The 14564-nt window shown below is 43.5% G+C and carries 13 protein-coding genes; 1 reads left to right on the forward strand and 12 read right to left on the reverse strand.

Annotation, left to right across the window (positions count from 1 at the left end; translation table 11 throughout):
- Positions 1-2: 2 nt before the first annotated feature.
- From HMPREF1535_RS17625 to HMPREF1535_RS17645, 5 genes are all read right to left on the reverse strand, one after another.
- A complete protein-coding gene (locus HMPREF1535_RS17625) occupies positions 3-596 on the reverse strand; it encodes a class I SAM-dependent methyltransferase (RefSeq protein ID WP_235438412.1) in 594 nt (197 codons plus the stop codon).
- Positions 575-1384 carry a 4-(cytidine 5'-diphospho)-2-C-methyl-D-erythritol kinase gene (gene ispE / locus HMPREF1535_RS17630; protein WP_010803266.1) on the reverse strand — a complete coding sequence of 270 codons (810 nt, stop codon included), beginning with the start codon at positions 1382-1384 and terminating at the stop codon, positions 575-577. Before ispE ends, HMPREF1535_RS17625 begins: the two co-directional genes overlap by 22 nt.
- A 243-nt stretch (positions 1385-1627) precedes the next feature.
- Positions 1628-2137, reverse strand: coding sequence for an RNA polymerase sigma factor (locus HMPREF1535_RS17635; protein ID WP_007656255.1), 510 nt, complete (start codon positions 2135-2137; stop codon positions 1628-1630).
- 417 nt (positions 2138-2554) lie between these two features.
- Positions 2555-3991 carry an MFS transporter gene (locus tag HMPREF1535_RS17640; RefSeq protein WP_046147014.1) on the reverse strand — a complete coding sequence of 479 codons (1437 nt, stop codon included), beginning with the start codon at positions 3989-3991 and terminating at the stop codon, positions 2555-2557.
- A 24-nt stretch (positions 3992-4015) separates the two neighbouring features.
- Positions 4016-5323, reverse strand: coding sequence for a bifunctional folylpolyglutamate synthase/dihydrofolate synthase (locus HMPREF1535_RS17645; protein ID WP_046147015.1), 1308 nt, complete (start codon positions 5321-5323; stop codon positions 4016-4018).
- An 80-nt stretch (positions 5324-5403) separates the two neighbouring features.
- Here HMPREF1535_RS17645 and HMPREF1535_RS17650 point away from each other — a divergent pair, with 80 nt between their 5' ends.
- Positions 5404-5658, forward strand: a complete 255-nt coding sequence (locus HMPREF1535_RS17650) for a TIGR03905 family TSCPD domain-containing protein (protein WP_007656258.1) — start codon at positions 5404-5406, stop codon at positions 5656-5658.
- A gap of 30 nt (positions 5659-5688) precedes the next feature.
- Here the strand turns inward: HMPREF1535_RS17650 and HMPREF1535_RS17655 are convergent, their stop codons facing one another.
- Genes HMPREF1535_RS17655 through pulA form a run of 7 tightly spaced genes read right to left on the reverse strand, consistent with a single transcriptional unit; the run spans position 5689 to position 14482 of the window.
- Entirely contained in the window at positions 5689-7437 is a 1749-nt protein-coding gene (locus HMPREF1535_RS17655; protein ID WP_046147606.1) for an SUMF1/EgtB/PvdO family nonheme iron enzyme, read from the reverse strand.
- A 5-nt stretch (positions 7438-7442) separates the two neighbouring features.
- A complete protein-coding gene (locus HMPREF1535_RS17660; protein WP_010803262.1) occupies positions 7443-8126 on the reverse strand; it encodes a response regulator transcription factor in 684 nt (227 codons plus the stop codon).
- A gap of 17 nt (positions 8127-8143) precedes the next feature.
- On the reverse strand, positions 8144-9592 hold the full coding sequence (locus HMPREF1535_RS17665; protein WP_046147016.1) for a sensor histidine kinase: 1449 nt from the start codon (positions 9590-9592) through the stop codon (positions 8144-8146).
- Positions 9492-9866, reverse strand: coding sequence for a DUF3307 domain-containing protein (locus HMPREF1535_RS26515; protein WP_082150414.1), 375 nt, complete (start codon positions 9864-9866; stop codon positions 9492-9494). The genes HMPREF1535_RS17665 and HMPREF1535_RS26515 overlap by 101 nt, the downstream gene beginning before the upstream one ends.
- Before the next feature lie 49 nt (positions 9867-9915).
- Positions 9916-10968 (reverse strand): mechanosensitive ion channel family protein, encoded by a 1053-nt coding sequence (locus HMPREF1535_RS17670; RefSeq protein ID WP_046147017.1) that lies wholly within the window; start codon positions 10966-10968, stop codon positions 9916-9918.
- A gap of 43 nt (positions 10969-11011) precedes the next feature.
- Positions 11012-12454: an alpha-amylase gene (locus HMPREF1535_RS17675; RefSeq protein ID WP_046147018.1), complete on the reverse strand. Its 1443-nt coding sequence runs from the start codon at positions 12452-12454 to the stop codon at positions 11012-11014.
- 60 nt (positions 12455-12514) lie between these two features.
- Positions 12515-14482 carry a type I pullulanase gene (gene pulA / locus HMPREF1535_RS17680; protein WP_046147019.1) on the reverse strand — a complete coding sequence of 656 codons (1968 nt, stop codon included), beginning with the start codon at positions 14480-14482 and terminating at the stop codon, positions 12515-12517.
- Positions 14483-14564 lie beyond the last annotated feature (82 nt).

Here is a 14564-nt window from a genome sequence, read left to right on the forward strand (position 1 = left end):
AATTAATAGCGAATTCCGCTGACCATATAAAGTTCGTCGGTATCTTCCATTGCCTCGATATGAAAATAAGGTTCCATTAAGGCGGCAACTTCCCTGGCTGTAGGCAGGCCGAACGATATTTTGTTAGCTTGTTTATTGTGATGTCCGTTTATGTTTTCCCTCCCTTCGCTGTGACAGATCACAAGTTCGCCTCCCGGGATAAGTAATTCTGCCAGATGGCCGATTACCTTTTCCGGATGTTCGAAATGAGGAAAAACACTATAGGCAATAATAAAATCGAACTGTTCGTCTTTCAGTTCCATAACATCTATGCAACGGAAATCGACTATCGGGGTAGCATATTTGTTTTGTGCTGCTTCAATCATCCGTGGCGAAATGTCTATTCCTGTGATATGGGCTGGTGAATAAGTTAACAGATACTGTTCGAGTACACCAGTTCCGCATCCGACATCCAATATGCGAAGTCCTTTGTGCAGAGTGGTCTGTTCCAGTATCTGATTGATTTTTTCTGGTGCATGATAGCAAAGTTCGTCCCAGCGATCTGCTAATGCATCAAAGAAACCGGCTATAACATTCATGGTAATTGTCCCTCCCATACAAAACAATCGGTGAATTGCTCTTTGAACTGAGTCGGTGCTTCGAACAATCCGAATACGGAGGAACCTGACCCCGACATAGAAGCGTAGACAGCTCCTGCCTGATAGAGTGTTTCTTTGATCCGGCCGATAACCGGATGTTTGCTGAAGACGCTTTTTTCGAAATCATTTATCATTAAGTTTTTCCATTCGGAGACCGGTTTGTTTATAATCTCTTTTAGTGAGATTGCCGGAACTTTTGGAGTAACTAATGAATAGGCTTCCGGAGTGGAAACGGCAACATCCGGTTTTATCAGGCAGAAATGATAGCCTTTTAATGATAATTCGACTGGTTCGAATATATTCCCTGTTCCGGTAGCGAATACCGGTGTATTGCGGATAAAGAACGGACAGTCAGCACCGATGGAAGCTGCAATTTTTTCCAGTTCGTCTGCGTGGATATCCAGTTTGCAGAAATCATTCAGCAGTTTCAGCATGAAAGCGGCATCAGCCGATCCTCCACCCAGTCCGGCTCCGAAAGGGATCGCTTTAAGGAGATGGATTTCCAGAGACGGTATTTCATATTGTGTTTTCAGCAGGTTCAGTGCTTTTATCACAAGGTTTTTTTCCATGGGAGCATCCACCTGTATTCCTGTCTGGGTGAAAGATAGTTTTTCTGCATTCACTATTTCAAGTGCATCTTTCACAGGGATAGGATAGAACACAGTCTCGATGTTATGATAACCGTCTGTCCGTTTACTAACAACGTTTAGTCCCAAGTTTATTTTGGCATTAGGAAAACAAATCATAGAATAGATCCTTTAAATTATGTTTTTTAGACAAACGTAGGCAAAATAATTAGGATAAACAAACGTAACGTATAGCTTGTATAATCGAAGCTGTCATAAATCTAAAGAAAAGAACTTATTTATTTTTCAAATAAATAGTTGTCATGTAATTTATCGGTAACTAACATTTGTTTGAAAATAGCAAAAGCGACTACCAAATGAATAGTAGTCGCTTTTATGTTATACTGGGAAAGGGAAGAGGGATTACATATTTTGGAAGTCCTTTAACCTTTTCTGTAATTCTTGACGAGCAAAGAAGATACGACTCTTCACAGTTCCTAAGGGCACATTTAGTTTTTCTGCTATTTCGTTATACTTATAGCCACTTAAAAACATAGAGAAGGGAACCTTCAGATCATCGTTCAAGCCGTTGATCGCTTTAGTGATCTCTTTGATTTGATATGCTTTATCCGGTGAATCAAATCCGGAATCATTGACAACATCCAGATTATATAAATCTGCACTTGAGTCAACAACTGTCTGTACACGTACAATCTTATGATAATTGTTTATGAAAATATTACGCATGACAGTTAAAACCCATCCTTTGAAATTAACGTTGTCAACGAATTTATCCTGATTATCTAGTACCTTTAATGTTGTATCCTGTAGCAAATCCTGAGCATCGTCCCGGTTTGCAGTGAGCATAAGTGCAAAATTCATCATGTTTTCTTGCAAGCTCAATAATTTTTGTTGAAATTGTATCCCATTCATATTACTTACTTTTTGAATGTTTATTGTCGGTTATGTGCTGTATTTCAATACTGAAGCACAATACAAAAATATGTAATTTAAATCAATGAAACTAATTCTTTGCATAATATTAATACTTAACACTCAATCTTAATATTTATAGGCTAAAAGTGTCTGATACTGAGTAGGATTTACAAGTTTGCAGCTTGTATATGTCTAACATTTACAAGTTCGGTGTTGATTTATTCAACAAGAGATAAAATAAACCTTGAGCAATCGATACGAATATGGAAAATTGTCGGATAAGAATAGTAGTTATCATTAAAAGAAACAGGAGTTGACCGGATGCAGCTTTTTATAAATAAAGAGAACGGTGTCAGTAAATCACATAAATTACTGACACCGCTCTCCTTATGATTGTCTTTTTATATAATGAATTTATCTCTGACCTTCACCAATCATTTCTTCAGCCAGATATTTATCTGCATCTTTTTGGATATTGGGTAATTCCAAACCGTAACCTTTTATACGGTCTTCTCTTTTCAGGAGATATGAAATGAGAAGTGCAAGTATACCAAAACAGGTAAAGATAATCATTGGAATGGTATAATCGTAAGTCGGTTTTTCATTGACATAACCGGTTATGCAGTATTTATCGAGTACTTTACCTATGAGGTAAGGCACACCCATTAATCCCCAGTTTTGTACCCAAAAAATAAGGGCATATGCTGTTCCTAACTTATTTTCCGGAATAATTTTCGGAACAGAAGGCCACATGGCTGAAGGTACAAGCGAGAAAGCAATTCCTAACAGGATAACCAATGCAAGCGCTATCAACCAATTATCCAGGAATGGTACAGAGAATGTGAAATGAATGCATACAAGCATGATTGCTCCGATCATCATGATGGTGGCACCTTTTCCTTTCCGGTCGTACAGGTTGCCGAAGAATGGAGTCAGCAGGATAGTACCAAACGGCAGGATCGAAGGGATGATTCCGGAAAGAGTAGGTTCAATACCGAATTTATTAATCATCAGGCTGGGTGCGTATTTAAGAAACGGGAATACGGCGGAATAGAACAATACGCATAAAAGGGCGACATACCAAAAGCCTTTAAGGGTAATAATATCCAGGATATCTTTGGCACGGAAAGGAGCTTCTTCCTCTTCTTCACCTTCGTCGAGAATTTCCTGATCCCGTTTTTTATCCATTACAACGAATACGATGAATGACAGGAATCCGATGCATAATAAGATTAGTCCGATAAAAATAGGTATGCTGATAGAATTATTGAAAGCACGGCTCAGAATAGGCGTTATACCGATTGCCAAACCTGTTCCGATACGGGCACACGCCATTTCAAGTCCCATTGCTAATGCCATTTCTTTACCTTTAAACCATTTGACAATGATTTTCGATACGGTTATACCGGCAATCTCGATGCCTACGCCAAAGAGTGCATAACCTAAAGAGGCTATGAGTAGAGGATATCCCCATTCGGTTCCGAAAATTGAAACTGTTTCACCACCGAAATCATGAGAGATACCGAACCATTTAATGAAAACACCGACCAGCATGATACCAGTGGCCATTAAACCGGTGAAACGTACTCCCATCTTATCAAGGATCATACCACCGAAAATAAGCATTAACAGGAATACATTGAACCAGCCGTATGCACTTGTAAATTTACCGTAGTCATCGCCACTCCATCCAAGGCCGCCGCTCATAACGGGGGTTTGTAATAAATCCTGAAGCGGAGCCATCATATCCGTGATGAAGTAACCGCAAAGCATTGTAAATGCAACGAGTGCCAAAACCGACCATCGTGCCGTTTTGGATTCGCTCAATTTCATTTGAATTTGTTTTACCATGATATTTGTTTTTATTAAGTTGTATTATTTGTCTTCTTTCATGAAAAGGGGGAGGGCATCGGCTACGATGAATGTGCTTCCTCCGATAAAGATCGTATCTTCTTCGCCGGCTCTGGCTAACGCCCGTTCAACAGCAATGGCGACGGAGTCGCATGTGACGCCGCTAAGGCCGTGCATCATACCCATGGCGGCAATTTCGGCTGCCGGCATTGCCCGTGGAACGGATGCCTGTGTAAAAAAGTAGAAAGCATCCTGGGGCATCAGGTCCAGCACACCGTTAATATCTTTGTCGTTTACCATGCCGATGATCATATAAGTATGGTGGGAACGCTTCATTACTTCTTTCAGCTGCATGTTCAGATATTGCCATCCGCCGGTGTTGTGGCCTGTATCGCATATCACTTTCGGTTTTTTCTGCAAAACCTGCCAGCGTCCCATTAGTCCGGTGAATTCAACGACATGCTCGAATCCTTCGCGTACAGCTTCCTGAGGTATATCGATTCCCTGAGTGTAAAGCAGATTGAGAGCAGCCAATACGGTTTTGGCATTTCTTACTTGTGCTACTCCGCCCAGTTCACCGAATAGTTGTCCGTACTCGACGGAATCGAAATACCATTCGCCGGTATCCATCAGATATGATTCGTTTAGCAGGTCTGCCTGTGAAGCAAAATAAACCAGTGTCTCATTCCTGTGAGCTGCATCGGCAAATACCTGTGCAACGCTTTGGGTATATATTTCACCTACCAGTGCCGGAACTTTGGGTTTGATGATCCCTGCTTTTTCAAAGGCGATCTTTTCTACCGTATCGCCCAGGAACTGGGTATGGTCGAGACTGATATTCGTGATAATACTCAGGATAGGAGTGATAATGTTGGTACTGTCCAACCGACCGCCCATGCCTACTTCAATAATGGCAAAATCAACTTCTTCAGCACGGAAATAATCGAAAGCCATGGTAGAAGTCAGTTCGAAGAAGGAAGGGTGAAGTGGTTCGAAAGTGGTGCGATGGCGCTCTACAAAATCTATTACATATTCTTTGGGTATCATTTTACCGTTGACACGGATGCGTTCACGGAAATCGATCAGGTGGGGAGATGTGAAAAGTCCGACTTTATATCCCGCCTGATGAAGGATCGCTGCCAGTAAATGACTGACGGAACCTTTTCCGTTTGTCCCTGCTACGTGGATTGTCTTATAGGCTTTATGGGGATTTCCCAGATAGTTGTCCAGTGCAATACTGGTGTCCAGTCCCGGCTTGTAAGCGGATGCTCCGCTGTGTTGAAATACCGGAATGCTTGTATATAGATAGTGAAGCGTTTCTTCGTAAGTCATGCTGTTAGTTTTTTATAATTGGCAAAAGTACTTAATTTTATTTATACCTTTGCACCCCGTGAATATAAAAGTACAAAGAGATGAGTAAACAACGTATAGCTTACACTCCTATAGGTGGGGTATGTTCTAAAATGATGATTGTTGAGGCTGAAGACAATATGATTACCGGAGTTCAGATCGTGGGCGGATGCCAAGGAAACACACAAGGTTTATCAAAATTACTGGTCGGTATGGAAGTACAGGACGCCATACAACGATTGGAGGGCATCGATTGCCGTGAACGGGGTACCTCTTGCCCGGACCAACTGGCACAGGCTCTAAAGAAATTGAGTTGAACCCTGCTGCCAGGTTTTATTTCCGACGGATTAAGGGATATCTTTCACGATCCTGAATCCGTTGTTGAAATGTTTACTTCCCGGGTAAATATAATAATGACAGGTAGGACGGCAGCTCGCCCGTTCGTTGAACCAGGTGCCTCCCCGTACGACAGCATATAGTTTGCCATCCTTTTCAAAACTGTCGGAACACCATTCCCATACATTTCCGCTCATATCATGGATGCCCAGTTCATTCGGTTTCTTCATGCCGACCGGATGCGGTTTGCCTTCCGAGTTTCCGGCATACCATCCCAGACTGTCGAGTTCCATTCCCCCGCTGTATAGATGATCGCGTTTACCGTATAATCCGCCGCGGGCAGCGTATTCCCATTCTTCTTCTGTGGGCAGACGTCCGCCCGCCCATTGGCAATAAGCCTGTGCTCCGTACCAGGTAATATAAATGGCCGGGTGTGCTTCATAACCGTGGATCGGTTTCCCTTGTCCGATGCCCCAGTTACATTCATAATATAAGGGTTGTCCTGCATCCGGCCCTTCTTTTACCACCTGACTTCCGTAGGCTTTCAAAAAAGCGGCAAACTGGAAATTGGTTATTTCGTATTTGCTGATGGAGAAGCTTTTAACCGTTACTTTATGGGGTGGATTATTGTCTTCTTTATAGGTCGATCCCATTATAAATGTACTGCCTTTCACTTCAATCATTTCCGGATTGATATTGGTCGACAGCCATTTGCGAAATTCTATATCTTTTATTCGTTTCCGGGCTTCTTCGCGATCTTCCTCCCTGACATCACTTTCGATGAATTTGTTGAGGTAGGAGATGGATATGTCGTATGCTTCATCCCCTTTTAGCGGGAGCAGGCGTTCGTACATCGTTGACAGGGCAATATATCCGTCGGTTCGTTCCGGGTCCAGGCGCACTCCCTGTTCATATAGTTTATATGCTTCTTCCGTATATTTATTGATTTGAATAGCACTGCCGCTTAATGATAGCAGGTTGTCTGCCTGCCGGATACAGTCATCTGCATAGGGATTGATCTGGTTACTGATGAGGCGGGCGAATTTCGTCTTTTTCATCTCTACCGGGATCAGGCGATAGAACTGACGTAATGAGTCCGGCGATAACTTTTTCATGATACGGGTAAGGAGGAATTGGCCGGCATATTTGTCCATATTGCTTTCAATAAAGTCAATGCGGATGGAATCGCGTTCCTGCTGGGCGGCATGTAATTCGATATCGACTTCCAGCTCCTGGCTTCCCCGTACCGGCCTGGGGCTTCCACCGCCGAAGGATAGCTTGAGTGTCTTTTTCTTTTTGTCATCATCCTTTTTCTTGCCGGTGGCACCCAAGTCGTGCAAAAACATGGAGACGGTGCTGAGACTGTCTATTTTTATATTCAGGTCGTGGGTGTTTTCCAGATAGACGGCATATCCCATGTGGGTGGCGGCTCCTTTGAAATGTAATCCGTTCGGGAAATCGGATAAGTCGCCTTTGATGAACAGGGTGTCCCGGTCGATAAGCAGGTCGCAATAATAGAATTCGTCGTCTATCGTAGTGCATAACCATAAATGTTGAGGAATATCGGGCAGGGTTCCTTTCATGGTGAATTCTCCTTTTTCGATTCGCATGGAGTTGATGATCCGCTGGTTATCGAATTGTTTCAGAAAGAAGACAGTACCGTCTTTTACGCCTGTTATATGCGCTTGTATTACGTACCGGTCGTTTGCTGTTAGCCATGAGGTACAGCAGAGAAGTAACAAGCTTATCAGTATTTTCATATTCATTAGTCAATGATAAGTTTGTAACCGATTCCCCGTACATTCAGTATCTTTATACTGGGATCGTCCGATAGTTTATGACGCAGCTTTGTAATGAAAACATGAAGGCTGCGGGCATTAAAGAAAGAGTCGTCGCCCCAAAGGTCGAGCAGGACATCTTTCATCGGTAATACATGATCCTTGTTTTCGCAAAGACGTTTGAGTATTTCCGACTCGCGGTTGCTTAACAGTTGCTTTTCTCCACAATATTGCAGGGTTTGCGTGATGGAGTCGAATGTGTATTGTCCGAGGCTGAAGGTCGACTTTTCTTCTTTACGGACCGTGATCTTATTCAGCAGGGCTTTGATACGGATGATCAGCTCGGCCATGCCGAAGGGCTTTTTGAGATAATCGTTACCGCCCAGTTCGAAACCTTCGACCACATCATTCGCTGCTGAACGGGCCGAAAGGAAAAGGACTGGGATCTGGCTGTCGGTCTTGCGGATATGACGTATCAGGGTGAAACCGTCTATCTTCGGCATCATGATATCTGTTACAATGATATCCGGTTTTACTTCTTTGTAAAGAGCCAGGCCTTCTTCGCCGTCGGCAGCCAATACGATGTCGAACTCTTCACCATCCAATGTATCTTTGATGATCATTGCAAGGGTCGGTTCGTCTTCAACCAGTAATACTTTTATCTTTGCCATAGTCTTTCTTTTCTTTTTCAGTTTTTAAAATGGAGGGTAAATGTGGTTCCTTTGCCCGGTTGGCTTTTTACAGATACCGATCCTCCGTGTTTGCTCATCATGTCCTTTACGTAATAGAGTCCCAGACCGAATCCTTTTACATTATGCAGGTTACCGCTGGGTACCCGGTAGAACTTATCGAATATATGTGGCAGGCTGGCTTCACTGATACCGATTCCGTTGTCGGTAACGGAGATACGGATCCCGTTTGCCTGTGTCTCTGCCTGTATGGAGATATCACAAGGTTTGTCTCCCGAATATTTCACTGCATTATCGATCAGGTTTCCCAACATATTATAGAAATGCGTACGGTCTGCAAATACTGCAATGTTGTCCGGGATATTTACGGTGAAGTTGACAGGCTTACCGGCCTTCAACTTGTGTTGTTCAATGAGCGGGGGAATGATATCCGTGATAGGAATCGATTCCTGCTTCAGACGGAATGTATTACGATTCTCTACCGAAAGCGTAAGGATCTGTTCGACCAGGCCGCTTAGCTGGGTCAGTTGTTCACGGATAATTCCGAGGTATTTCTTTTGTTTCTCGTTGGCGTTGTTGTCGTAATTGAGTAATACGTCGTTGGCCGCGTAAGCAACGGAGATCGGCGTTTTCAGTTCGTGTGTCATATTGTTGGTGAAGTCCGTTTTCAATTCTTCTACGGTCTTTTGCCGGAGAATAGTATGTATCAGATAGATGAAAGCTATCAGGATCAGGATCACGAGCAGGAGGGAGGAGATGAGTATTCCTGCCATTTGTTTGAATATCAGTTGAAAAGGAGTTTTTAATGTTAACCGGTAATATTGCTCCGATTGTGTAGAGATCGGATAGTTGAATTGGGAGGCTTTATCCCAGTTCTCTGTCGCAATAACAGAGTCGGTGGACTGGATGCTCATTACTACCTCCGGCAAGCTGTCGACCAATTGTACGACTTCCAGCTTGTGAGGTACAAAAATATCATGCTGTTTGAGTTCTATGGAAAGGAGGCTGTCGTATTTATTATAGTTGACTGGCATGAGTGAATCTATTTTCATGTGGAGGGCTTGTTGTATTTGCCCTTCCAGGTCGGTAAGCAAACTAAGATATTCATTCAGCGATTTAGATATATCCTCATTTTTGAATGGATTCTTATCCGTATGGACGGCAAAAGTATCCATCATCCCTACTTTTTCAGTTTCTTCATCTTCTTCTTTTGAAAAGGTAAAACTTTGACTTATCTCTCCATGGGTATCTCCTTGGGTTAGTTCGTCGATGCGGATAAATATTTCCTTATAATCAGCCATACGCATAGCTTCCTCTATGTTGCCATTGATTTGCATCCAGGTCGAGTCATACAATCCTTTCAGCCAGTATCCCTGCGAGAACAACAGCGCCGCTAGTGATATACTGATCAAAGTGGCTATAATCTTGAAGCTTAATTTTGTTTTCATGTCTAAAATCTCTTCTTTCAGACAAAAGTAATGGATAAGTTTGGGAGTTTCGGGGGTATGATAAGACTAAATAACACTTCTCGGATGAGTAGAAAGCCAGTACCAGGATGTGTAAGACCTGATCTATGATAAATGAATATAGTTTCTCTTTCTGAGTGATTTTCCATAAGTCGATGGCGAAATGTGTTATGAAAATAACAACCTGTTTGGGTTGATTTTTGGAAAACAACCGGAATAGGTTGATTCTTGTTGAAACGATGAATTTAGATATCACTTATTTTTAGGTGCAAGATATTTAAGAGTATCTTGCACCTACTTTGAGTTTATTCAATTTCATCTTTCTGTATATAAATCGTTTGGGTCGGGAAGGCAAATTCGAGACCTGCTTTATTGAAGGAGGATAGTATCTCCATGTTCATGTTGGAAGTTACACCTAATATGTCTCCCTGCTTTTCAATGAAATAAATATACATGATAACCAATGCTGAATCCGCATAATTTGTGAAAACGGCAGTAGTATCCGAAGGGTTGGAGGATACGTTTTCGACTCTTTCGGGAATGGCTTTCAATATATCCAATGCCTCTTTCATTTTTTCAGGTGTCGTGTCGTATGTCAGTCCGAGATTTAAAACTACGCGGCGCATCGGTTCGGAAGATATATTGATGATGTTTGCATCAGTGATCTTATAATTCGGAAAAGTGATGATACGTTTGTCATAGTCCATAATCCTCGTACTTCGGGCACCCACATCGATCACAGTCCCTTCGAAATTGTCTACACGGATCGTATCACCTATGTTGAACGGCTTGTCTGTAAAAATAGTGAAAGCGCCGAAAATATTTTTCACCGTATCCTGTGCTGCCAGGGCGAATGCAATACCACCGATACCCAGCGTACCTAACAGAGCACTGATATTCACCCCGATATTACTCAATGCCATCACAATACCGATGATCCAGACGAGAACAAGTGCTGTTCGTTTGATGATCGGCATCATTTTGTGGGTCTGTCCGGTCGATTCTTTTCCCAGGTAGATCTCAAGCAGGCCACCAATCAGGCGGGCAAAGACCCAGGTGATATCCAGAACGATCAGGATCCGGTAAGCATTGTCGATCGCCTTCACGAAATTGTCCGGATAAACCAGCCGGTGGATCGCGATCCAGATTCCCAACAGCATAACGGCAAACTTTATGGGTGATTCGAGGGAGTAATAAATAACATTATCCAGATGGTTTGGTGTACGGGTGATGAAAGGCTTAAGCACTTTCCTGCTGAACAACGAGATCAGCTTGACAACTACAACAGCTCCTACAATAATAAGGATGGAGATACCCCAGCTTTCCAGCGTATTCCCCCATAATTCATATTCTAACATATTCTTGTTTTGTTTTTAGTTTAACATCTTAACCATCTCTTATTTATTTCTTTATCCAAACCGCAATATTGCGGGTAGCAACAGAAAACTCTCCGTTACCTTCTTTATCCAGCGTAACTTCTTCCGGGATGCTTCCGGTTATTTCATGCCATATTTCACCCTGATGCTCTTTCCCCAGGCTCATCGTTTTACTACCGGCTTCATCGTTCGACATTAGGAATACCAGGCCGGAGCCGGGATGTTCTTCATCACCTGTGCGCACAAACCCGACAGTCGACGGATGGTCGAAATAGTCGATCTGATCGCCGTAGGCGTATTTACGTCTTGCATCCAACAGGATATCGATGATTCGGGTATGAGGAGATTTCTCTCCTTTAATACTGTAGTAGTCACCATAGAACAGGCATGGATAGCCGTCTTTCATCAGGAAGATCAGTCCGTAAGCTAACGGTTTGAACCAATCCTCGATCTGTGATTCCAGAGAACTTCCGTGTTGCGAATCATGGTTATCTACGAAAGTGACGGCTAATTCACAATGATGTTCGACCAAAGTATTTTTGAGAATATTCTGCAGGTCGTAATCTTTTCCTTCCTGTGATGCCTGAAACATATTATAATGTAGGGGCACATCGAACAAGTTGACTTTATGACCGACAGCTTCCACATAGTTGTCCAGCGTTTCCATATCCCCGTTCCAGTATTCGCCGACAGCGTAGAAGTCATTGCCTTTCTCGCTTCGTACGGCATCGAGGAACTGGGCGATAAATTGATCTTTCATATGTTTGATAGCATCCAGACGCATACCGTCGAGGTTCAGTTCGTTGGAGACCCATTTTCCCCATCGGTTCAATTCGGCGATCACTTCCGGATGGTCGAGGTCGAGGTCGTTGCACAGCAGGAAATCGTAATTACCATTCTCGCCGTCTACTCCGTCGCTCCATGCTTTCCCTTCACCCTGAATCTGGAAGATGCCGCTACGCTTCTGTGCATCGTCGAAGCCTGTACCGGAGAAATGATACCAATGCCATTTGAAATCGGAATATTTATCTTTACGACCATGAAAACTGTAACCGGTCCACCCCTGTATCTCGAACGGTTCGCCCAATGCTTTGTTCCTTTGGTTTGGGTCGACTTCCACAACCATGAACTTTTCGGTGAAGTCGCCGCCTGCTTTATGGTTCAATACCACATCGAGGTAGACTGAAATATGATTTTTATGCAGTTCGTCGATCATTTCTTTCAGTTCGTCTTTCGTGCCGTATTTTGTTCGTACGGTTCCTTTCTGTTCAAATTCCCCCAGGTCGTATAAGTCATAGGTAGCATAGCCTTCATCCTGTTGTTCGTCTGCTTTGTATGCCGGTGGAATCCATACAGCTGTCACACCAATATCATGCAAGTGCGAAGCCTCTTCCTTTAATTGTTTCCACAGTTTCCCGTCATTGGGGAGATTCCATTCAAAATACTGCATCATTACACCATTTTCCATAATCTTACTTTTTTTATTTGTTTTGTATTTTAATTGATTTGATAAAATTCTATGAATCGTTTATTGCCGATAGAGTATAAGAGCCGATGAAGCTGCAATCTTTACACTTCCTCCCAGTAAACGATCCTTGCCCTCCGGGTCGATCTGTCCGTTGCGGCAAACAACATTCCATTCGCCTTCCGGAATGCCGATCTCTGCTTCATGGCGATTGCCATTGTAAGCGACAAGGATTTCTTTCCATTCATCGTTATTGGCATATTCGCCCAGCGTATAGGCTATTACTCCCGAATCACCGGTGTCCATAAAACGAAGCCATTGTTGCAGACCTTCGACTGTGGGAATGCGGAAAGCCGGGTGTGCCTTACGGAGTGCGATCAACCCTCTGATAAAGTCGAATACCTCCCGGTTTTTAGCTTTTAACGACCAGTCGATCCGGTTGATGGAATCGGGTGATTTGTAACTGTTTGGTTCCCCTTGTTTATCCTGCATGATCTCTTCACCGCTGCGGATGAAAGGGATTCCCTGTGCTGTCAGTAACACGGTATGCACTAGTTTGTCGATCGGGATGAGTTCATCCGCCGCATGGTCGCCTTGAACGGATAATTTTAGCTTGTCGACCAGCGTATAACCGTCGTGGCAGGAGACGAAATTGATCATTTGCGAAGGAGCACCTGCATAAGGAGCATTGCAATAGAGCAATCCGTCATAGTCGATTTGCGGATGATCGGTTCCACCGACGATACCATACTTGACCGGTTCGAAATGACCGTTGATATTTCCGGAAGCATAACCGGGCTCCTGTTCGTCGAAGGTACTGCCTTTCAACCCGTCACGAAATTCATCGTTGAATACGCCGATACCTTCCATCTGCCCGACATTTTCTTTTACTGCCCGTTGTTCGAAGGGGAGGGGCGAGTCGGCTGCTACCCAGCCTTCGCCGTATACGAAGATGGTCGGATCGATCTCCAGGAGTTCACTTCTCAAGCGGTTCATCGTCTCGATATCATGTATGCCCATCAGGTCGAAACGGAAGCCGTCGATATGATATTCCCTGGCCCAGAATTTGACCGATTCGATGATATAATGCCTCACCATTTCGCGCTCCGAGGCCGTCTCGTTTCCGCAACCGGAAGCGTTGGAATAAGAACCGTCGGCGTTTTGCCGGTAAAAATATCCAGGGACAGTCAGGTCGAAATTCGAATGGTCGGTCGATGCCGTGTGGTTATAGACCACATCGAGTACAATGCGGAAACCGTTTTGATGCAGGCTTTTCACCATCTCTTTAAATTCGCGGATACGGACGACCGGATTGGCCGGATCTGTAGAATAACTTCCATCGGGAACATTGTAATTCTTAGGGTCATATCCCCAGTTGTAATGATTCTCGTCCAGCTTTGTTTCATCTACAGTGGCAAAATCGAACGAAGGCAGGATATGGATATGAGTTACACCGAGCTCTTTCAAATGATCCAAACCGGTAGCTTCTCCTTCGGGAGTTTTTGTCCCTGTCTCCGTCAGAGCCAGAAACTTCCCTTTATTCTCTATTCCTGAATCAGGCGCAATACTGAAATCCCGGTGATGCAACTCGTAAAGAATAATGTCGGAATACATTTTCAGTTCTGGTGACCGGTCCGATTCCCAACCTTCCGGATTCGTTTCATTCCAATCGATCACAGCGGCACGGTTCCCATTGATACCGACGGCTTTTGCCCAGATACCGGGTGTTTCGTTCAACCATTTTCCGTTTTTCTCTATCTGAAAGGTGTAGAAAGAACCTTTCAGGTCACGGTCGATATGGATTCGCCAGGTTCCATAGCCGGCTTTTTCCATTTCTACCTGTTCTTCCGGGTCGCCTCCCTCACCGGACGCATACAGGTTCAGCCGGACACGGTCTGCAGACGGTGCCCATAAAGTGAAAACAGATTGTTCGGGTGTATAAACCAGTTCCAGGTCACTCCCATAATAAGACGGATACTTGTCATACGAATCCAATCGTTCCGTAGACGGATGATCTGTTAAAGTCTCCATATATATAAATTTAATATTAATACTGCCTAAACTATACTGTTTTAGCTGAATAGAATCTACTTATTCCCTCGACTTTTTAAAA

This window comes from Parabacteroides goldsteinii DSM 19448 = WAL 12034, assembly GCF_000969835.1.
Taxonomy (GTDB): Bacteria; Bacteroidota; Bacteroidia; order Bacteroidales; family Tannerellaceae; genus Parabacteroides; species Parabacteroides goldsteinii.

Excerpts from the sequence above, each read along its gene's own strand:
- HMPREF1535_RS17625 (WP_235438412.1), bottom strand. The coding sequence starts at position 596 with ATGGGAGGGACAATTACCATGAATGTTATAGCCGGTTTCTTTGATGCA.
- pulA (WP_046147019.1), bottom strand. The coding sequence starts at position 14,482 with ATGGAGACTTTAACAGATCATCCGTCTACGGAACGATTGGATTCGTAT.
- HMPREF1535_RS17655 (WP_046147606.1), bottom strand. The coding sequence starts at position 7,437 with ATGAAAATACTGATAAGCTTGTTACTTCTCTGCTGTACCTCATGGCTA.
- HMPREF1535_RS17650 (WP_007656258.1), top strand. The coding sequence starts at position 5,404 with ATGAGTAAACAACGTATAGCTTACACTCCTATAGGTGGGGTATGTTCT.
- HMPREF1535_RS17665 (WP_046147016.1), bottom strand. The coding sequence starts at position 9,592 with ATGAAAACAAAATTAAGCTTCAAGATTATAGCCACTTTGATCAGTATA.
- HMPREF1535_RS17675 (WP_046147018.1), bottom strand. The coding sequence starts at position 12,454 with ATGGAAAATGGTGTAATGATGCAGTATTTTGAATGGAATCTCCCCAAT.
- HMPREF1535_RS17670 (WP_046147017.1), bottom strand. The coding sequence starts at position 10,968 with ATGTTAGAATATGAATTATGGGGGAATACGCTGGAAAGCTGGGGTATC.
- HMPREF1535_RS17635 (WP_007656255.1), bottom strand. The coding sequence starts at position 2,137 with ATGAATGGGATACAATTTCAACAAAAATTATTGAGCTTGCAAGAAAAC.
- HMPREF1535_RS17645 (WP_046147015.1), bottom strand. The coding sequence starts at position 5,323 with ATGACTTACGAAGAAACGCTTCACTATCTATATACAAGCATTCCGGTA.
- ispE (WP_010803266.1), bottom strand. The coding sequence starts at position 1,384 with ATGATTTGTTTTCCTAATGCCAAAATAAACTTGGGACTAAACGTTGTT.
- HMPREF1535_RS17640 (WP_046147014.1), bottom strand. The coding sequence starts at position 3,991 with ATGGTAAAACAAATTCAAATGAAATTGAGCGAATCCAAAACGGCACGA.
- HMPREF1535_RS17660 (WP_010803262.1), bottom strand. The coding sequence starts at position 8,126 with ATGGCAAAGATAAAAGTATTACTGGTTGAAGACGAACCGACCCTTGCA.